The sequence below is a fragment of the Prosthecobacter sp. genome (assembly GCF_034366625.1).
Classification (GTDB): domain Bacteria; phylum Verrucomicrobiota; class Verrucomicrobiia; order Verrucomicrobiales; family Verrucomicrobiaceae; genus Prosthecobacter.
The window spans coordinates 199,783-219,405 of sequence record NZ_JAXMIH010000006.1 but is presented as its reverse complement, the minus strand read 5'-3'; the positions used below and the strand labels follow the sequence as shown (position 1 = coordinate 219,405).

19 protein-coding genes are annotated in these 19,623 nt (G+C 60.0%); 13 read left to right on the top strand and 6 right to left on the bottom strand.

The features are described from left to right. Positions 1-136 precede the first annotated feature (136 nt). Positions 137-499 carry a hypothetical protein gene (locus U1A53_RS03750; RefSeq protein ID WP_322279074.1) on the bottom strand — a complete coding sequence of 121 codons (363 nt, stop codon included), beginning with the start codon at positions 497-499 and terminating at the stop codon, positions 137-139. 790 nt (positions 500-1,289) lie between these two features. Between U1A53_RS03750 and U1A53_RS03745 the strand changes: the two genes are divergently transcribed. The 11 genes from U1A53_RS03745 (at position 1,290) to U1A53_RS03695 (ending at position 10,759) form a co-directional block, all read left to right on the top strand. Further along, complete coding sequence (locus U1A53_RS03745; RefSeq protein ID WP_322279072.1) at positions 1,290-2,012, top strand: histidine kinase; 723 nt, start codon at positions 1,290-1,292, stop codon at positions 2,010-2,012. Further along, positions 1,984-3,189: a sensor histidine kinase gene (locus U1A53_RS03740; RefSeq protein ID WP_322279071.1), complete on the top strand. Its 1,206-nt coding sequence runs from the start codon at positions 1,984-1,986 to the stop codon at positions 3,187-3,189. The genes U1A53_RS03745 and U1A53_RS03740 overlap by 29 nt, the downstream gene beginning before the upstream one ends. Continuing rightward, on the top strand, positions 3,186-3,605 hold the full coding sequence (locus U1A53_RS03735) for a response regulator transcription factor (RefSeq protein WP_322279070.1): 420 nt from the start codon (positions 3,186-3,188) through the stop codon (positions 3,603-3,605). Before U1A53_RS03740 ends, U1A53_RS03735 begins: the two co-directional genes overlap by 4 nt. Continuing rightward, the gene (locus U1A53_RS03730; protein WP_322279069.1) at positions 3,602-4,282 is read left to right on the top strand and encodes a response regulator transcription factor; all 681 of its coding nucleotides are present in this window, start codon (positions 3,602-3,604) and stop codon (positions 4,280-4,282) included. The genes U1A53_RS03735 and U1A53_RS03730 overlap by 4 nt, the downstream gene beginning before the upstream one ends. A 577-nt stretch (positions 4,283-4,859) precedes the next feature. Further along, the gene (locus U1A53_RS03725) at positions 4,860-5,462 is read left to right on the top strand and encodes a chemotaxis protein CheB (RefSeq protein ID WP_322279068.1); all 603 of its coding nucleotides are present in this window, start codon (positions 4,860-4,862) and stop codon (positions 5,460-5,462) included. Positions 5,463-5,604: 142 nt separating this feature from the next. After that, complete coding sequence (locus U1A53_RS03720; protein ID WP_322279067.1) at positions 5,605-8,148, top strand: PAS domain S-box protein; 2,544 nt, start codon at positions 5,605-5,607, stop codon at positions 8,146-8,148. Positions 8,149-8,249: 101 nt separating this feature from the next. Beyond that, complete coding sequence (locus U1A53_RS03715; protein ID WP_322279066.1) at positions 8,250-8,456, top strand: DUF2934 domain-containing protein; 207 nt, start codon at positions 8,250-8,252, stop codon at positions 8,454-8,456. Positions 8,457-8,584: 128 nt separating this feature from the next. Beyond that, on the top strand, positions 8,585-8,980 hold the full coding sequence (locus U1A53_RS03710) for a hypothetical protein (protein WP_322279065.1): 396 nt from the start codon (positions 8,585-8,587) through the stop codon (positions 8,978-8,980). A gap of 13 nt (positions 8,981-8,993) precedes the next feature. Next, positions 8,994-9,422 (top strand): hypothetical protein, encoded by a 429-nt coding sequence (locus U1A53_RS03705; RefSeq protein ID WP_322279064.1) that lies wholly within the window; start codon positions 8,994-8,996, stop codon positions 9,420-9,422. Positions 9,423-9,437: 15 nt separating this feature from the next. Continuing rightward, a complete protein-coding gene (locus U1A53_RS03700) occupies positions 9,438-9,617 on the top strand; it encodes a hypothetical protein (protein WP_322279062.1) in 180 nt (59 codons plus the stop codon). Between the two features lie 101 nt (positions 9,618-9,718). Beyond that, positions 9,719-10,759, top strand: a complete 1,041-nt coding sequence (locus tag U1A53_RS03695; RefSeq protein ID WP_322279060.1) for a zinc-dependent alcohol dehydrogenase family protein — start codon at positions 9,719-9,721, stop codon at positions 10,757-10,759. 83 nt (positions 10,760-10,842) lie between these two features. Here U1A53_RS03695 and U1A53_RS03690 read toward each other — a convergent pair whose 3' ends face one another. Further along, entirely contained in the window at positions 10,843-11,946 is a 1,104-nt protein-coding gene (locus U1A53_RS03690; RefSeq protein WP_322279059.1) for a BON domain-containing protein, read from the bottom strand. Between the two features lie 239 nt (positions 11,947-12,185). Between U1A53_RS03690 and U1A53_RS03685 the strand changes: the two genes are divergently transcribed. Both U1A53_RS03685 and U1A53_RS03680 read left to right on the top strand, forming a co-directional pair. Continuing rightward, complete coding sequence (locus U1A53_RS03685; RefSeq protein ID WP_322279058.1) at positions 12,186-12,329, top strand: hypothetical protein; 144 nt, start codon at positions 12,186-12,188, stop codon at positions 12,327-12,329. Positions 12,330-12,396: 67 nt separating this feature from the next. Continuing rightward, a complete protein-coding gene (locus U1A53_RS03680) occupies positions 12,397-12,774 on the top strand; it encodes a hypothetical protein (protein WP_322279056.1) in 378 nt (125 codons plus the stop codon). 29 nt (positions 12,775-12,803) lie between these two features. Here U1A53_RS03680 and U1A53_RS03675 read toward each other — a convergent pair whose 3' ends face one another. From U1A53_RS03675 to U1A53_RS03660, 4 genes are all read right to left on the bottom strand, one after another. After that, on the bottom strand, positions 12,804-13,865 hold the full coding sequence (locus U1A53_RS03675) for a putative zinc-binding metallopeptidase (RefSeq protein ID WP_322279055.1): 1,062 nt from the start codon (positions 13,863-13,865) through the stop codon (positions 12,804-12,806). A 156-nt stretch (positions 13,866-14,021) separates the two neighbouring features. Continuing rightward, entirely contained in the window at positions 14,022-16,514 is a 2,493-nt protein-coding gene (locus U1A53_RS03670; protein ID WP_322279054.1) for a DUF1592 domain-containing protein, read from the bottom strand. A 136-nt stretch (positions 16,515-16,650) separates the two neighbouring features. Beyond that, the gene (locus U1A53_RS03665) at positions 16,651-17,916 is read right to left on the bottom strand and encodes a DUF1552 domain-containing protein (protein WP_322279053.1); all 1,266 of its coding nucleotides are present in this window, start codon (positions 17,914-17,916) and stop codon (positions 16,651-16,653) included. Positions 17,917-18,051: 135 nt separating this feature from the next. Next, the gene (locus U1A53_RS03660; protein ID WP_322279051.1) at positions 18,052-19,593 is read right to left on the bottom strand and encodes a serine hydrolase; all 1,542 of its coding nucleotides are present in this window, start codon (positions 19,591-19,593) and stop codon (positions 18,052-18,054) included. Positions 19,594-19,623: the final 30 nt, after the last annotated feature.

Here is a 19,623-nt window from a genome sequence, read left to right as displayed (position 1 = left end):
CATTGTCTGCGCCTGTCTCCCCCGGCCCTCTTGTCCGCAGGATCGAAGCCGGCACAAAAAAGCGGCACCTCAAAATGAGGTGCCGACATCAACGGTCACGGCCTGCTGTGAAGGCCTTGGACAGATGAAAGGGGGATCAATCGTCAACGACGACGCGGCTGATCACGCGGTTGTTGCCGTCGGTGACATACTGCACGCTCACCGGGCTGCCCACGCGGATGCGCGTGTTCAGCATGTCTTGCGTGATCACCTTGCCGCTCTTGGTGACGTAGGCCACCGTCTTGCCATAGAGATAGGTCACCGGACCGGTGACTTCCTTCAGGATGAAGGTGGTGCCAGGAATGTATTCCGTGAGGGTGCCGGTGCCCGTGGTGGTCTTGATGGTGGTTTCGGTGGAGCCGTCCGCCTTGACCGTGGTGGTCTTGGTGGTGACGTCCGCCGCGAGTACTGCGGAGGAAGCGATGAGCGCGAAGGCGAGGGTGTGGAGTTTGATTTTCATGGGTTGGGTGCGTTGGTTTATTTGGGGGTTGGCTCAATGATCTGATCATTGGCTCACTGAGCGGGCGGCACCATGGGTGGCGCTCGGCGCATATAAAATGGGGTGAAACCCGCCTTTTCCGGCGGGAATGGCAGCATGCGCAGCTACACCTGCACGAACCTCATCACCCTATGATCTCCCCTCACGGGTTGAGGGGCGAAAAGGACTGCCCGGAGGGCGAAACAGAGCCAAAACGCCCTTTTTGGCCCTCACCGGCAGCCAAATCGCGCCGTACCCAGCCAGTGCGCCCCTCGCACCCCCTGGGTGCCGGGCTCCCACCCCGCCAGTGCCGCTCTCCCACCCGCCGGGTGCGCGCCACGCACCCGGCCAGTGGCCAGCTCGTACCCAGCCAGTGGTTAACAGCCACCCGGCCAGTGGCTGCCTGCCACCCAGCGGGTGTGACTCCGCCACCCACTGGGTCACGCTCAACCACCCCGCCAGTGCGTGCGCGCCAGTGGCCGGGTGCCGATGAACCACCCGCCCGGGGCGTCACTCCCACCCAGCGGGTACGGCGCAGCCACCCGGCGGGTCATGTGCGGCCACCGGCAGGGTGGAAGCTGGCCCACGCGGAGGTCGGAACGGCGGCTGGGATCGACGGGGACAGGATGTCCCCGCTCCTTGGGGAGCGCTGGGCCATGGTAGGGTTTCACCCCATGGACGCTTGGCTGCAAGTGGCGGACTTTGATCGTGATTGATCCACCCACCAGGGAGCAGGCCATGCTGCGGGGGGGGGTTGAATTTGGAAACACCCATGAAGACGTCCCAGTTGAGCCGGCTGTCAGATCAGTATCTGGCGGCTCTGCGCAGGCAATTCGAGCAAGACCCGCCGGTGGCCTTGCCGGCGGCGCATGCGCTGGGAAGCCTGACCGTGGCCCTCGGTCTGGAGACGCTGGATCTGGCCAAGATTCATGAGCTGGCGCTGGCGGCGCTGCTGCTGCCGGACTCTTCCGCCGCCGTGCGCAAGGCCATGACCGCGCGCGCGGTGCTGTTTTTCACCGAAGCCATCGTGCCCATCGAGGAGACGCACCGCATCGCGCTGGAGGCCAGCGTGGACTTGAAACAACTGAATGTCACCCTGAGTGAGCGCACGCAGGAGCTGACGGACACCAACCGTGAACTGCAGCGGGGCATCACCGCGCGCAAGACGGCGGAAGCCGCTCTCGAGACGAGTGAACGGGCCTTCGACCTGTTGCTCAAGGAATCCCTGCTGCTGGAGAAGAACCTGCTGGACATGACGCGCAAGATTCTGGCGGCGAATGAGGAGGAGCGGAAAAAGATGAGCCTCCAGCTCCATGACGAGATCGGCCAGACCCTGCTCGGCATCCATGTGAAACTGCTGTCCTTGAAGAAAGAGGCCGCCGCCCAGCATCTGGGCCTCGCCAAAGAAATCGCCACCACCCAACGGCTGGTGGAAGCCTCCGTGGAAACCATCAACCGCTTCGCCCATGAGTTCGGCACGCCCCATAAAACCTAATCTCGGCGAGATGTCGCGGCTCTACCTCGCGGCCTTGCAGACCTATCTCAAGGCGGACCCCAAGGCAGACTTGGAGCCGGTGCGTGCGCTGGGACGTCATGCCATGAGCCTCGGGCTGGAGACGCTGGATCTGGCGCGGATGCACGAGATCGCCCTGGTGGCGCTGGTGCTGCCCGGTTATTCCTCCAGCACCAGTGATGGCCTGATGGGACGGGCGGGCATGTTTTTCGCCGAAGCGCTCACCCCCATCGAGGAAACGCATCGCGGGGCGCGGGAGGCGAACACGCACCTGAATCAAATGATCAAGGCGCTGAGCCAGCGTACGCTGGAGCTGGCGGCTTCGGTGGCGGATTTGAAACAGGAGATCGTGCAGCGGAAGGCGGTGGAGGAATCCCTCCGCTCCAGCGAGCAGACTTCCAGCCGGCTGCTGGAGAAATCCCGGCAGATGCAGGAGGAACTGCGGCATCTCTCCCGCCAGCTTTTGTCGGCACAGGAGGAGGAGCGCCGGAAGATCAGCCGTGAGCTGCATGACGTCATCGCCCAGACGCTCACGGGCATCAATGTGCGGCTGGCGGCCTTGAAGGGCGAGTCCATGGACAGCATCAAGGATCTGCAAAGCAAGATCAGCAGCACGCAACTGCTGGTGGAGAAGTCGGTGGACATCGTGCACCGCTTCGCGCGCGAGCTGCGCCCCGCCGTGCTGGATGATCTCGGTTTGATCCCCGCCCTTCAGTCCTTCCTCAAGGGCTACATGGCGGACACGGGCATCCGTGTCACGCTCACGGTGTTTGCCGGCATTGAGCAATCCGACAGCGACATCCGCACGGTGTTCTACCGCATCGCCCAGGAGGCGCTCACCAACGTGTCACGTCACGCGAAAGCCAATAATGCCGAAGTGAGCATCCAGGAGATCGAGGGCCTCATCCGCATGGAAATCAAAGACGACGGCCAGGGCTTCGAGGTGGATGGCACCACGCAGGCAAAAACCAAGAACAACCGCCTGGGACTGCTCGGCATGCGCGAGCGCGTCGAGATGGTCGGCGGTACGTTCTGCGTGGAGTCCGCTCCTGGCGCAGGCACCACCGTCCGCGTGGAAATTCCACCGCCGGTGGTGGCCGCTGCGGAAAAGTGCCCGCCGGAAAAATCATCCGAATCTTCACCCCTCGAATGCCCATGAAACGCATCACCGTTCTGCTCGCCGATGATCACACGATCGTCCGTGAGGGGCTGCGTGCCCTGCTCCAGTTGGAAGCCGACATGGAAGTCGTCGGTGAAGCCTGCAACGGGCATCAAGCCGTCGCCTTCGCCAGCAAACTGGTGCCGGATGTCGTGGTCATGGACCTGGCCATGCCGCTGCTCAACGGGCTGGAGGCCCTCAAACGGATTCGGGCGAGCACACCGGCGTCCACCAAGGTGCTGGTGCTCTCCTCCTACGACGAGGAAGCCTATGCCCAGCAGGCCAGGGCGCTGGGTGCATCAGGCTACCTGGTCAAGCAAAGTGACGCTCACATCCTGGCTGTGGCGATCCGTGAGATTCATCAAGGCCGTGTTTACTTTAAGCCCATCAAACCCGTATCCCTGCAATGCCCATGAAACCCATCACCGTCCTGCTGGCTGAAGACCACATGATCGTCCGCGAAGGCCTGCGGGCCTTGCTGAAACTGGAGACCGACATCGAGGTCGTCGGTGAGGCCGAGAATGGCCGCCAGGCCGTGGAACTCGTGGCCAAGCTTCATCCTCAGGTGGTGGTCATGGACATCGCCATGCCGCTGCTCAACGGCATGGAAGCCACGCGGCAGATCCTCCATGCCGCCCCGGACACCAAGGTGCTCATCCTCTCCGCCCACAGCGATGACGCCTACGTCGCCAAGGTCATGGCGATCGGCGCTGTGGGTTATCTCATCAAGCAAACGGCCGCCCATACGCTGCCGGAGGCGATCCGCCGCGTTCAGGAGGGGAAAACCTGCTTCAGCCCGGTCATTTCCAAGCGCCGCAACCATCAGAAGCAGAAATCCCATGACCGTGGTGAACTGAGCACGGACAAAGACCCCACCAAACTGAGTTCACGCGAGATGGAGGTGCTCCAGCTCATCGCGGAAGGCAAAGCCAACAAGGAAACCGCCGACGAGCTTAAAATCAGCGTCAAAACGGTCGAAAAGCACCGCCAGAGCCTCATGGACAAGCTCAACATCCACGACACCGCCGGCCTGACCCGCCACGCCATCGCCGCCGGCATCATCGAGAGCAGCGTGCAGGTGACCATCGTGTAGCGGGGCCAGTCATGGCTGCATCTGGGGTGAACACCCCATGGTAACAACACCGTGCCTTGGCATGATGTCAGCCCCATGAAAGTCTCCAAAGCTTCCAATGCCTTGAAGTCGCAGAACATCATTTCAGCGTGACGATGTGAGGCCGGCGATGACCTGCCCCCAACCCACATTCCACGGCGATGAACAACCTCAGACCCTGCCCAAACTGCCCGTTGCGATGTTCACATCACGACGGACCGCTATGCGTGGGCAATCTCATCACGCTGGCAGGTGAGAATGCTCCCATCAGCCTTGGCCTGCACATTGGCCTCAATCATGTCTATGGAGAAAATGCTTTGCCTCCCTGCGTCCGTGGCACGTTAGGTTCAGCCTTTTGGTCAACCGAGGCCGGCAGCATACAGACAGCAGAACGATTCCAGGCAGGTGAAAATGAACCCACCGGAGGCGAGTTCTCCGCTCACAGCGATGAGAGATGAAGGCACCCCGGCTCATCGCCACCGGCATCATCGAGAGCAGCGTGCAGGTGACCCTCGTCTAGCGCCAGACAGATCAACGAAACCCAGCCACAGCATGCTTCATGAATGAGACTCCATGCGATCCGGCCCGTTGCGTCATCGCCATGGCGGCGTCTGCGGGTGGCTTGAAAGCCTTGTCCGTCATTCTAGGCGGCTTGCCGGCGGACTTCCCCGCCGCCATTGCCATCGTGATGCATCTTTCCCCGTGTCATGAGAGTCTCCTGGCTGAGATTTTAAGCAGCCGTTCTCTATTGGAGGTCAGGCAGGCGAAAACTGGCGACATCCTCTGCCATTCGAGTGTTTTTGTCGCTCCGCCCAATCACCACTTGTCCGTGGTCGAAGGCGGCATCCTTGAGTTGTCCTCCTCCTCGGCGGAAAAAGTTCATTATGCGCGCCCGTCGGCCGAGCCGCTGTTTGCTTCGGTGGCCGAAGTGTACCAAAAGAAGGCCATTGCCGTGGTGCTCACGGGTGGCGATGGCGATGGCTCATTCGGGGTGAGCATCATCAAGGACCAGGGCGGCATGGTCATCGCCCAGGACCGGCCCTCATCCCAAGATTTCAGCATGCCGCACACTTCGATCAAGACCGGCGATGTCGATTTTATCCTGCCGCTGAGCGAGATTGCTCCCATGCTGATCGAATTGATTGGTCCTGGCAAAGAGTGAAGCGAGAACAGCGGCAGGTGACATCGCCTAAACCGGCGGCCTTCGTATGGGGTGAAGACCCCATAACATCTCCAAGGTGTTGCCCCGACTGTGCCAACCGCGACAAACCCGGCCAAACGGATGTCATTTGGGAACCACCGCAATGACACCACCATCACGACGCCATTCAGACAACGATCCTGCAGATGGGGCAACGTCAGGAAGTCTCACTGACAACCTGCGCAACGACACCTTCCTGAAAACGGGCGCCCTGCAGGATGCAATCCTGAACAGCGCCAATTTTTCCAGCATCGCCACGGATGAAAAAGGCGTCATCCAGATCTTCAATGTCGGTGCCGAGCGCATGCTGGGCTACACCGCCGCCGATGTGCTGAACAAGATCACCCCGGCGGAGATTTCCGATCCGCGGGAAGTCATCGCGCGCGCCGAAGCCTTGAGCCTGGAACTGGGAACCACCATCGCCCCCGGTTTCGAGGCGCTCGTGTTCAAGGCCTCACGCGGCATCGAGGACATCTATGAACTGACCTACATCCGCAAGGACGGCAGCCGCTTTCCGGCGGTGGTGTCGGTCACCGCGCTGCGTGATGTCCACGATCACAACGGCATCATCGGCTATCTTTTAATCGGCACGGACAACACCGCGCGCAAGCAGGCGGAGGAGGCGTTGCTTCAAGCGGGCGCCCTGCAGAACGCCATTTTCAACAGCGCCAACTTCTCCAGCATCGCCACCGACGAGAAGGGCGTCATCCAGATCTTCAACGTCGGTGCCGAACGCATGCTGGGCTATGCCGCCGCCGAAGTGGTGAACAAGATCACCCCGGCCGAGATTTCAGACCCGCAGGAAGTGGTCGCGCGTGCGAGGGCCTTGAGCATCGAACTTGCCACCACGATCGCACCTGGGTTCGAGGCCTTGGTCTTCAAAGCCTCACGCGGCATCGAGGATATCTATGAACTGACCTACATCCGCAAGGATGGCAGCCGCTTCCCGGCGGTGGTGTCGGTCACGGCGCTGCGAGACGCCCGAAATACCATCATCGGCTATCTCCTGATCGGCACGGACAACACCGCTCGCAAGCAGGTTGAGGAGGAGCAGAAGAAACTCGACCAGCGTCTGCGCGACCAGCAGTTCTACACGCGCTCGCTCATCGAATCCAACATCGACGCGCTGATGACCACCGATCCGGCCGGCATCATCACCGACGTGAACAATCAGATGGAAACACTGACCGGCCGCTCGCGCGAGGAGCTGATTGGAGAGCTGTTCAAAAACTACTTCACCGACCCGGTGCTGGCGAAGGCCGGCATCAAACGCGTGCTCAGCGAAGGCAAGGTCACCGATTATGAACTCACGGCGCGGGCCAAGGACGGCAAGGAAACCGTGGTCTCCTACAACGCCACCACCTTCCATAATCGCGATGGTGTCCTGCAAGGCGTCTTCGCCGCTGCGCGTGATGTCACCGAGCGCAAACGCTGGGACAAGGTGCTCCAGGAAAACACCGTCGAGTTGGAAAAGGCCAAGGCCATTGCCGAGAAGGCCAACCTCGCGAAGTCCGACTTCCTTTCCAGCATGAGCCACGAGCTGCGCTCTCCGCTCAATGCCATCCTCGGCTTTGCCCAGCTCATGGAGTCCGACGCGCCGGGGCCCACGCCCGCGCAGAAGGCCAGCATCGAGCAGATCCTTCACGCCGGCTGGTTTCTCCTGGAACTGATCAATGACATCCTCGACCTCGCCGTGATCGAGTCCGGCCGGCTGTCGCTTTCGCTGGAGGCCGTCTCGCTGCCCGAGGTCATGATCGAATGCCAGGCCATGATCGAGCCGCAGGCGCAGAAGCGCGGCATCAGCATGTCGTTTCCGAAATTCGAGCATCCATGTTTCATCAAGGCGGACCGCACACGCCTGAAGCAGGTGCTCATCAATCTGCTGTCCAATGCGATCAAATACAACCAGGCCGGAGGAACGGTCGTGGTGGACTGCGATTTGACCCCCGCCGACCGCCTGCGCATCAGCGTCAGGGACACCGGCGCGGGGCTGACTCCCGAACTGCTGGCGCAGCTTTTCCAAGCCTTCAATCGCCTGGGCAAAGAAGCCACGGGCGAAGAAGGCACCGGCATCGGCCTCGTTGTCAGCAAACGCTTGGTGGAACTCATGGAGGGCACCATCGGCGCGCAGAGCACTGTCGGCGTTGGCAGCGTGTTCTGGATCGAACTCGGCGCCGATCTGGATCCCCATGCGGATTTTATCAAAGCCGTCAGCACCACGCTGATCGCGGCACCCAGCGAGGCAGGCACGCGGACACGCCTATTGCTCTACATTGAAGACAATCCCGCGAACCTGAAGCTCATCGAGCAGTTGATCTCCCGCCGGCCCGATCTGCGACTGCTGACCGCACAGAATGGCAAGGACGGCATCAGTCTCGCCCACGGCTACCTGCCGGATGTCATCCTGATGGACATCAATCTCCCAGGCATCAGCGGCATTGACGCCATGAAGCTCATCCGCCTCGATCCCACCACCGCGCACATCCCCATCGTCGCCGTTAGCGCCAACGCCATCCCCAGCGACATCGCCAAAGGCCTCGAAGCCGGCTTCTTCCGCTATCTCACCAAGCCTATCAAAGTGAACGAATTCATGGAGACCCTCAACGTGGCGCTGGAATTCGCCGAGAGCGGCCCTGCTTTGAAATAAAGGCCCGGGGTGGTCGCAGAAAGGGCGAGGGCGGCTTCCAGCACAAAGCAGGTTTACACCCCATCGCAAACAGGGCGTGGCAGGTGGATGATCTTGCTTCCATGACACACCTCACAGTCTTCAAACCAGGTGCCGCCGCACCGCAGAATCACACGCTGACATCGTTCGCCCCATCAACTGATGAAGTCGCGTACCGGGCCTATCTCAACTATCAGAATCACGGCGGAGTGGACGGCCATGATGTGAAAGACTGGTTCGGTGCACAGGCGGAATTGATCGCTGAACATCATCTCACCATGACCCTGTGAGGTCGGAGATGGCCGCCATGAACGATGACACGCCACGTTCGACCCATGCCGCCCATTTGGGGTGAACACCCCATGGTGATGCCAGGAGGTGCGCGTCTAGGATCAGCCCAACCGCACTCCCCAATCATATGAAACAGGACTCCGTCTTCTGCATCGCCTTCTCCCGTCTTCAAGCTGACCAGATGGTGCAGCGATTGAAGAGTGAGGCGTTTTCCATCCGTGACATTTCGGTCCTTTCGGGCACCGGGCCAATGATGGCCGCCCTGGGCGATCTCGTGGGCGGCCTGCAAAATCAGGGAGTGCCTTGGGCGAAGGCCCGGCTCTATGCAGACAGAATGAAAGACGGGCGACTTCTGGTTTCGGTGGTGGCAGAGAGTGATGACGCCGTCACGCTGGCGAAGGAAGTCCTCAGCAAAGCCGGCGGGAGCGATTTCTGCGCGACTTATGAATCTTCGCAACCTGACAGCTCAATGACCACGTTGCAGGAGGAGCATCCCTCTGCGTCACGCCTGAGCTTCGCCTGAACCAACAACCCTCATGAAAACAAACATCGGTCTGTGGATCGACCATCGGAGAGCAGTCATCGTTTCGGAATCCAGTGCCGGAGAGGAAATCAAAGTGATTTTGTCCGATGCGGACCGGCAGCCGGGGCGCATCCATGGCGAACGCTCCACCACCCCATTTGAAGCACAACTGACCGAGGCGGATGATGTGAGCCAACGGAAGTTCACCGCGCAGTTGCATCGCTACTATGAGGAGGTCATTGCCTGTGTTCGCGAGGCGGAAGAAATTTTCATTTTCGGCCCTGGCGAGGCCAAGGGCGAGTTGCACAAAGAACTCGAAAAAGCCCTGCCCAAAGGCTGCGTCGTTGTCGTTGAGACGGCTGACAAGATGACAGACCGGCAGATCGCTGCTCGCGTCCGTGATCACTTCAAGCATGACGCTCCGGCGATCGCCCCGAAGTAGCCCGAAAAGATGTGCATGAAAACACACCTCATGCCTGCGGCAGCACCCATGGAAACCAGGGATTTCTGGCCAGCGGAATCGGTGCTGGCCATGAATGCCCTTTTTCTGACGTATCCCGGTCTTGATGTGCAGCGCTGGTTTGAAGAGCAGGTGGCGTTGCGCCTGACAGAGGAGTCTGTCAGGCCGTCTCATTGAACGGAGCGCCGTTTGGGGTGCTCACCCCATGGCGGGCGTGTTTCTTCATCGCCTATCGCTTGAGCCATGGAAAACAAGCTCAGGCACACCCGGAACACCTTATGAAAGCTCTCGTTTATCACAGTCCAGGCAGGAAAGGCCTGCAGGACATGCCCAGACCGGTGTTGAAAGAGGCGACCGATGCCGTGGTACGCATCACCAAGACCACCATCTGCGGCACGGACCTGCACATTCTCAAAGGTGATGTCCCCACCGTGTCTGAAGGGCGCATCTTGGGTCACGAAGGCATTGGCATCATTGAGGAAGCCGGCACAGGCGTCACACGCTTCCATCAAGGCGACCGGGTGCTGATTTCCTGCATCACGGCCTGCGGAAAGTGCGAATACTGCCGACGTGGCATGTGCTCTCACTGCGAGCAGGGTGGCTGGATCCTGGGCAACACGATTGATGGTACGCAGGCCGAATACGTGCGCATTCCCTGGGCGGACACGAGCCTGCATCACATCCCTGAAAATGCGGACGAAGAAGCCATGGTCATGCTCAGTGACATTCTGCCCACCGGCTATGAGTGCGGCGTGCTCAACGGCTGCGTGAAGCCCGGTGACATCGTAGCCATCATCGGTGCCGGTCCCGTCGGACTTGCCGCGCTGCTGACGGCCAGGTTCTATTCTCCGGCGGACATCATCATGATTGATCGTGACGACCATCGTCTCGATGTCGCCAAAAAGCTGGGGGCTACCAAGCTGATCAACAACAGCGATGGCAAAGCCTTGGCGAAAATCATGGCCATGACTTTTGGCAGAGGTGTGGACGTGGCCATCGAAGCGGTCGGTGTGCCGGCCACCTTTGAGATCTGTCAGGCCATCATCGCCCCCGGCGGGCACATCGCCAACGTCGGCGTGCATGGTGAAAGCGTGCCGCTGCATCTCGAAACACTCTGGTCGCAGAACATCACCATCACCACACGCCTCGTCGATGCTGTGACGACCCCCTTGCTGCTGAAGACTGTCATGTCTGGCAGACTGCTGCCGAAGCAGCTTGTCACGCATCACTTCCCGCTGAGCGAGGTCATCAGTGCTTACGACACCTTTGGCAATGCGGCGCGCGAACGCGCTTTGAAAGTCATCCTGACGAACGAGTAGATCAGGCGGCGTGGCCCGGAGGTGTTTCCAAAAGAACGCAGGCCTCACGGCGGGCGCTGAAGCAACGCCCGCCTTAAAACACTTCAATGCGGCCTGATTTCGATGAGATTGCTCACGTTTTCCGGACGTCCGGCCTTGGCGGCGATCTCACCGATCCGGCGCTTGCCTTCAATGGTGTTCACATGGCCGCGCAGCGTGGTCTGGGCGTGCAGCGTGACGACTTCCACATTCTTCGCATGCGCTGAGAGGGCGGGATCGGCCTGGATGCGTTGTTTGATGAGGCGGGTTTTCTGCTCGTCGCGAAAGCTCTCGCCCTCCTCCATCACGGTGGCGTTTCTGACGATGCCTTCCTGCGCGCTCTGCCGGGAATGGAGGCCTTTGTCGGCCTGCACCTCCCGGTTCACATAGGACTCCTGTTGAAAGGATTCTTTGCGGTCACCATGCCATTTCAACTGCGGTTCGCCGGCAAATTCTGCCAGGGTGCGGTCCAGCACGAGGCCATTGTGTGCCGCATTGAACTGCAAGTCCCTTGCCTGGATGACAGCGTTTTTGGCTCCGCCCATGGCCGCCGTGGAGGCAATGACATGGACGATCTGCCCCTTGGGGAGATCCATCATCAGGCTTCCCACTTTCCCCAAGTATTGCCCGCTTTGGTTCTTGATTTGGAGATTGAGCAGAAAGTCCGTTCTGTGGACATAGCCCAGTTGCAAAATCCGGGCGTTTTTTTGGACGGCCTGACCTTCAAGGTAGAACCAGGGCTCCAGACCATAATAGCGCATCATCGTGGCCAGACGTCTGCGGTCGGAATAAGCCGCCACATCGGACGTGATGAACTTGGGCGCGGCGTTGAATTTTGCCTTGCTCATGTCTAGTCGTGCCACCTGCGCGGCTTTGTCGAGCGTGAGCGAGCGGGGTGGCACGGACGTTGTCTTTCCGCCAAAACCCAAAAAACCACCGCTCGTGGTCACGACCACCTCAACCAGGCGCGCATTGAGCAGGTCAGCGGTGATGAATTTGATTTTGCCCAGCCTGACATTCTGGAGGTTCCAAACTTCCAGACCGATGAGTTCGGTGACATCTTCCGTGGCGCGAAAGACATCCACATTGGCTGGCGCAGGCCCCCGGGCCTGCAGACAGAGAGATGAGGCGGCGAGGGCGATGGTGGTCAGTAGTGATTTAAGTTTCATAAAGTTGCTATCTTGTGCCTGAACGAAGCCCCGTGAGGTTGCGTCACTCATTACGGCGGCCACGCGGCATCTTGATGCAGATGATAGGCTCGGACACGTTGTTGAAGCCATGGGGTGAACACCCCATGGCACTCGGGAGGTGCGCGGGCCTATGCTCAACTCATGAAGACCCACAAGAAGGCGGCTTGAACCTGGCACCTCGTAAATCGGTCGGCCACCAACCCCAAACTCAGACATCCATGAACATCATCGTCATTCTTCTCATTCTCCTGCTGCTCGGTGGTGGTGGATATGGATTCCGTTCCGGCAACCACCTCTTGGGAGGCGGTGCAGGCCTCATTGTCATCATTCTCATCGTCCTGCTCGCCACCGGGCGGATTTAGTCTCCCTCCTCTTTCCTATTTTCGCAGCCAATCGTCCGCTCAACCCGCCCCTAAACCCCTCAAACCCATGAAATACACTCGTTCCTTGCTCTTCCTCCCGCTTCTCGCCGCTCTGTCCATCACCTCCTGTGTCGTCGATCCAGGTTATGCTGGCGGCGGCTACGGCAACAACTACCGCAGCGGTTACAACACTTACTCGACACTGCCCCCCAACTACTCTGGGTCCGCCTACTATCTCGGGGGTCGTTATTACTCCGGCGGGAATTATCAAACCGGCAGGTACAGCTACCAAGGCAGAACCTACACCAACCGGTACCAACACAACGGACAGTACTACTACGGCGGCTCTCACGCCCACTACCCGGGCGACGGTCACAACCATGGCCAGCAACGGAATGTTGTCAGTCCCTACGGTTCATCGAGGACGTCTTATCGCTCATTCTAATCATCCGCGATCAGCACCGGCGAAGGCGCTCAGGAAGTCCTGAGTGCCCACACCTGGGCGAAATGATGCGCCAGACGCAGTTTCTGCGCCACACGCACCGAGATGACAAACGGATACAGCGGCGCTTCACCGATGCTGTGGGAGATCTCGTTCAGCACCGTGGAAAGACACATCCAACGCTGCAGCCACGCCAGGAATTCACCATCCGTGATCCCGTTTTGTGGCAGCATCGCTGGCAGTGTGCCCGCCTCGCCCGGCAGCATCACCAGCGGCAGTGCGATGTGTTTCACATGAATGCCCAGGCTCTCGCAGGTCTCCAGACCGTCCACGATCTGCAAGTAGTGCGCCCACGTCTCCGCCCAGTCCTCCCACGGATGTGACGCCGCGTAACCGGTGATGAAGCTCTGCTCCCAACCTGCTTGAACGCCGCGTTGGTAGTGCGTGTTGAGCGCCGTGGAGTAGTCCAGCCATTCATCGCCAAAACGTTCCCGAAACGCCAGCCGCAGCGGATCATCCCAGTTGAGATCCGACAAACAGCGCTGCCAGAGATAGTGCGCGCTCTCATGGCGGAAGTGACCGAGCAACGTGCGGCTGTTCTCGCCCAGTTGCTGCCGGTTGATCTGTCGATACGTGTCATCCGCTTCTTCCAGGTTCACGGTGATCACACCATTGAGATGTCCCGTTGTCACGTTGGGGTTCGACAGCGTGCTCACAATGTCAAACGCCAGGCCCGCCTGCGCATTCACCGATTTTGACGGCAGCGTGATGCCCAGACGCAGCATGGTGTAAATGAGCCGCCGCTTCGCCATCTCCATGCGCCCCCACAGCATCAGATTTCGTCCCGTGCTCAGGTCCGGGATCGTACGGTTCATGCTGCAGGCCACACACAGCGTCTCTTTGACCTCCGCAGGCAGCGTCCAGTTGCACACGCCATGCTTCACGCCATTGGCGCAGCGCTTCATCTTCCCGCCGGGCCGCAGCCGCACCATCAATCCCTGCACCGGATCATAGCCCACATCTCCGCCGCACTTCAGGCATTTGGAACTGCCGAAGAAAAGCACATTGCCGCAGTCACAGGTGAATCGTTGCATGAAGAAGATAAAGCAGGAATAACGCCACTTTCCTGTCGCCGCGTTTCACCCGGATGTCATGCGATTGCGCGTCCTTTCAGCAGCGCGCGCGTCAACTGGAACGTCAATTAGACGCTGTATGACTTCAGCCGCGTTTTGCTTTTTGTAGCGGACACCTCACCTCGATCGAAAAACCTCGCTCATCAAACACTCGACCATCAGCGTTTTCAGACCGAGGCCCCGCGTCTTCACCTTTTCGTGGAGCTGGTCGATGATGAAGTCGTCGTTGAGCTCCATGGTGCGGCCGGTGGTGTAGGTGAGGAGCTGGCGGATGAGGTGGCGGGTGAAGTGATCGGCGCGGGTCTCGTGGATGATTTTTTTGAAGCTGGCGAAGTCCGCATACGTTTCGCCAGAGGTGAATTCGCCGGTGGTGTCGATCTTCGGAGCGTCTTTGGCTTTTTTCGGCTTCGGGTAGGTGCTGCGCCAGTGACCGATGGGGTCGAAGGTCTCCAGGCTGAAGCCGAGCGGGTCGATCTTGCGATGGCACTCGGCGCAGGCGGCGTCGGCGCGGTGTTTGGCGAGTCGGTCGCGGATGGTGGTGGCACCGCTGACATCGGGATCAATGGCGGGCACGACATCCGGCGGCGGGGGCGGCGGGATGCCGAGGATGTTTTCACTGACCCACACGCCGCGCGTGACGGGCGAGGTCTCGACGCCGTTGGCGCTGACGGTGAGCACGGCGGCCATGCCGAGCAGACCGCCGCGATGCGTGTTGCCTTTGAGGTTGACCTTCTTGAAGCCATCGGCGAGGCGCAGGGTCTTCGCCTCGGGCAGCTCGTAGAGTTTGGCGAGTTTCTTGTCCACGAAGGTGTGCTCGCAGTCGATGAACTGGGCGACGGAGCCGTTGTTCTTGAGCAGGTCGCGGAAAAAGAGCCGCGCCTCGGTCTTCATCGAGGTGGGCAGGTCCTCGGCATAGTAGGCGCGGTAGTTCTCACGCGGTGGTGGCATGCCGCCGAGGTCGCGGAGGTTCAGCCAACTGTCGAGGAAGCCGTTCACGAAGCCGCTGAGGCGTTCATCGGCGAGCATGCGTTCGATCTGCTTTTTTAGTTCGGCATCCTGCGTGAGTTTGCTGGACTTGGCTGAGGCGAGCAGCGCTTCATCGGGCGGTGTGGCCCAGAGGGCAAAGGAGAGGCGTGTGGTGAGATCGTGGGGCTTGAGAGCCTTCGCGGACTCGTCGGTGATCTCGCTTAGGTAGAGGAAGCTCGGAGAGCAAAGGATGAGCTTCACGGCATCGAGCGCGGCCTGTCGTGGCGAGGCCTTTTCAGCAATGCGCTTGTCATAAAGCACATGGATGGGCTGGCGATCCGCATCGGTGAGCGGTCGACGGTAGGCTTTCTCAGCGAAGGCATGAAGTTGATCGAGCGCACGAGTTTCCTGGAAGCCGTCCTTGCCGAAAACGGCCACTTCCTCGGCGCTGCCGGGCTTTTCGGGCACGGGGCCGTGGATCTTGATCTCGCTGATGCGGATGTGCGGGAGCTTGCCTTCCTTCAAGATGTGCGCACGACCGACGCCGGAGGAGCCGACATCGTCTTTGAACTCATCCTTGTAGCGTTTGTTGATCGTGACGACGGAGGCGCGGGATTCAAAGGGGCCGTTCGGGAAGATGAAGCGCGGTGTTTGCCCCGCTTCGAGCCACACGCGGAATTTGAACCAGGTGGGCGTGTTGTCCGGCACCACGGCGCTGGCGAGCAACGGCTCGATGGCCTGCGGGTAGTGGATGTGTCCTTTCGTGACATCGCCCGGCACGACGCCGAGGATGAAGGGCTCGGAGAAGTCGATGCCAAAGATGGCAGGGTCGTAATGCGTGTCGCGATGCAGCGCCGTGGCCTCGACTTCGAGGTCGTAGAGGCCGGAGACGGGCACGCCTTTGAGGAAGTCCTCGATGTGGCCGTAACCTCCCTGGCGCGTGTCGGTGTTCGGCTGCTCGTAGAGATTCAGGTAGCGGTAGTTGAAGGCGGATTTGTGTGAGCCGCTGAGTTCCTCGTATTGCACGAAGTGGCTGTTAAATTTCCAATCCTTCGGTTCCATCGCCGGTTTGCCGAGGCGTGTTTCGACGAGGCGGTTCGCGGACTGAAAGTATTGATCCACGAGGAAGCCGGAGGTCACCAGCGACTTGCCGATGGTGTCCATGTGCTCGGTGGTCTTCTCCTTCGGAAAATCCGCCGTGAGGCCCAGCGTGTCCACGCGGCGGCCAAACAGCACGGCGAGCGTGTTTTCATACTCGCGGCTGGAAAGGCGGCGCATCACCGTGCGGCTGCCCGTGGTCTGAAATTTCGCATGCGCCGCCACCGTGCCATCACGCAGCGCCCGGATCATCGCGATGCGCTCGTCGTCCTTCGGCTGATCTGCCTTCTTCGGCGGCATCTCCTTCAAAGTGAGCTGGTCGATGATGTCGCGTGCCTCAATGAGCTCGTTCACCGACTTCAGTGGCAGCGCGAACGCATCAAAAGCGCGGTCGCCCTTCTGCACATCCGCGTCATGGCACTCCAGGCAGTATTTGCCAAGGAACTGCTGCACGACCTTCGGTGGGGTATCGGCGGCGTGCGCAGATGATGCCGCGAAAACCGCTGACGTGAAGAGGAGGTTCTGAATGAGGTTCTTTGAGTTCAAGATCGAAAGCGTTTGAGCGTGTGGGCGGCCAGTTTAAAAACCGCTAATTGGACGCTGACATGACGCTAATGATCTGAATTCTGATTTCTGTTATCAGCGTCCCATTAGCGTCTAATCAGCGGTTAAAATCCTCCGTTCAAGCAAACCGCCCCGTGCTGCTGCCGAACGAATCGGTCTCCACACCCATCTTCTGCGCGATGTCCACGAAGAGGTTGCACAGCGGCACCTTGTTGATGCCTTCACGCGGCACTTCGCGGAATTCGCCGTGCTTGTAGCCGCCCCCAGCGAGGAGGATGGGCAGGTCGGAGTTCTTGTGTGAATTGCCATCGCCCATGCCGCTGCCGAAAAGCACCGTCGTCGAGTCGAGCAGCGTGCGCTCGCCGTCGTTCATCTTCGCGAGTCGGGCGACGAATTTGCCGTAGTGCTCGATCTGATACTTCTCCAGCGTGATGAGGTCCGCGATGGCTTCGGGGGCATTGCCGTGATGCGAGAGACCGTGCCAGTCTTTTTTGATGCCGAGATGCTGTGGCATGAAATCACCGCCGATCTCCAGCGTGGCGATGCGCGTGCTGTCCGACTGCAAGGCGAGCGCGATCATCTCATACAGCAGCGGCAGATCTTCCACGGCGTTGCGGTTCGCGGGCTTGTCGAAGGGCGCTTTCGGCTTCGGCTGATTCGTCCAGCGCTGACGCAGTTCCAAGCGCTTTTCCACATCACGGACGGAGGTGAGGTATTCGTCGAGCTTGTCCTTGTCCTCCTTGTTCACCTGCTTCGAGAGACGGTTCGCCTCATCCAATACGGAATCGAGGATGGAAGCCTGCACCTGGTTCTCCTCCGCCCGACGAGCCTGACGCTCCTTCGAGTCGGTGACGAAGAGTTTCTCGAACAACTCGGCTGGATTCGTGACTGGCGGCACACGCACGCCAGACTTCGTCCACGCGATCTGGCAACCGCCATGGATGCCGCCTTCCGAACCGACCGTGAGCGATGGAAACCGCGTCTCAAAGCCCACCTCGTCCGCGAGGAACTGGTCAATGGTCACATTCCCATCCGGCCGATTTTGCGCCTCAGAGTTCAGCACGCCCGAAAGGAACGAATGCACCGCGAAATGCCCGCCCTTCACGCCATGATCGAGACCGCGCAAAACCGTCATCTCGTCGCGAATATCCCAAACTGGCTCCAGCAGCGTCGTCTTCTCGTAGTTCCGGCCCTGCGTCGTGGGGAACAGGCTCTTCGTCTGGTAGCCGAGCAGGTTCCCAATCGCCACAAAGCGCCGTGCGCCCATTCCCGCACCTTTTGCCGCCTGGACGGAGCCGCCCACGGTCTTGGCCATGAGCGAGGACATTCCCGGCAGCGCGAGGGTGGAGCCGAGGGATGAAAGAAGAAAACGACGACGATTCATGAGGGGAATATGGGGACCGAGGGAACGAAGGGAAACCGCCATTTGTTGCAGCACACAACAGGCCAAAACCGCCCCGAACCTCCAACACTGGCGGGGACTGTTTAGACCTCGGGAAGACGGAGACAATGACTCTCGTCAGGCAATTCGTCCCTTCAACGGCACACGCGCATCCTTGGCCTTCGGATTCATCGCGGTGATGCTGTTGAGGAAGCTGATCGTGACTTGTTCGCCGTCGAACTTGCAGGTCAGCGTGTCGCTGTGCGGCGTTTCGTAGTAGCGCCAGGTCATGACGAGCGTGCTGTCATCCATCCACGTCGCGCTGGCGGCGATTTTGGAAGGCACGGCGCTCCTCGGCTTGCCACCGGAGATCAGACGTGGCGGCGTGCCGGGAAAGGCGGCTTCTCCACGAAGCCACGATTCGAGGCCGCACGTGATCGTGTGCTCATCGGCTTTGAACACGCATTGACCACCCTCAAATGCAAACGAGGCGGTTTTGAGGCCGAGATCGTTCGTTTCGAGTTTGTAGGACTTGTTCGTGATGTCCGGCAAGGTCTTGCGCCCCTTCGGCGGCGCGAGCAGGAGCGTTTTGAGTCTGCTCAAATCGGCTGCCTGCGGCGATTTGGCATCCAAAGCAGGCAGCAGATGGTTCCACACGAGATCGAGCTGGCCCTGCATGTTTTTGTTTTCGCTGGTCATCACGATCACCGCGTCCTGCTCGGGCAAAACGATGGTGAACTGGCCGAAGGCGCCGTCGCCACGAAACGCCTTGTTCTGGCAGCGCCAGAACTGATAGCCGTAGCCTTGCAGCCAGTCGTTCTTCGCCTTCGGGCGGTCTTTTTTGTCCTCGCCGGGCTGCTGGATGTGGAAACGCGTCGCTTCCTCGATCCACGCGGCGGGAAGAAGTTGCTTGTCGTTCCACTGGCCTTTCTGAAGCAGCAATTGACCAAATTTAGCGAGACCCTCGCTCTGAATGCTCAGCCCCCAGCCTCCTGTGTTGATGCCACGCGGGCAGGTCTCCCAGCGCATGCCGGAAATGCCCAGCGGTTCGAACAAACGCGGCGTGAGGTATTCGAGCACCGTCTTGCCTGTGACCTTCTGCACAATGGCGGAGCACATGTAAGTGGCCGCGCTGTTGTACATGAACTGCGCGCCCGGCTGGTGCGCGATGTTCTGCGCCAGAAACGTTCGCACCCAGTTCTCCTCTTTCACGCAGGTCTGCGTCGGCTCCTTTTCGTTACCCGTGGACATCGTGAGCAGATCCTTCACACGCATCGCCGCGAGGTTCTCACTGACCTTCGCGGGTAGATCATCCGGGAAAAACGACACCACCTTGTCTTCGACGCTCATCTTGCCTTCCGCGACGGCAAAACCGACCGCCGTCGAGGTGAAGCTCTTGCTCATCGAGTACATCGTATGCACCAGCTCCGGCCCATACGGTTCCCACCAGCCTTCCGCGATCACTTTGCCATGCCGCAGCATCATGAAGCTGTGCAGTTCGAACTTCTCACGCGCCACAGCATCCAGGAAATCGAGGATCGCTTTCGATGACACGCCTTCCGCTTCCGGCATGCTGCGTGCGAGCTTGGTGGCTGTCGCCTCGGCGAAGGTTTTGGGGATCCACAGGCTGAAGGACGCGAAACTGGCGTGCTTGAGGAATGAGCGGCGGGTTGGAGACATGATTGGATCCTAAACTGGAAATTCAGATTC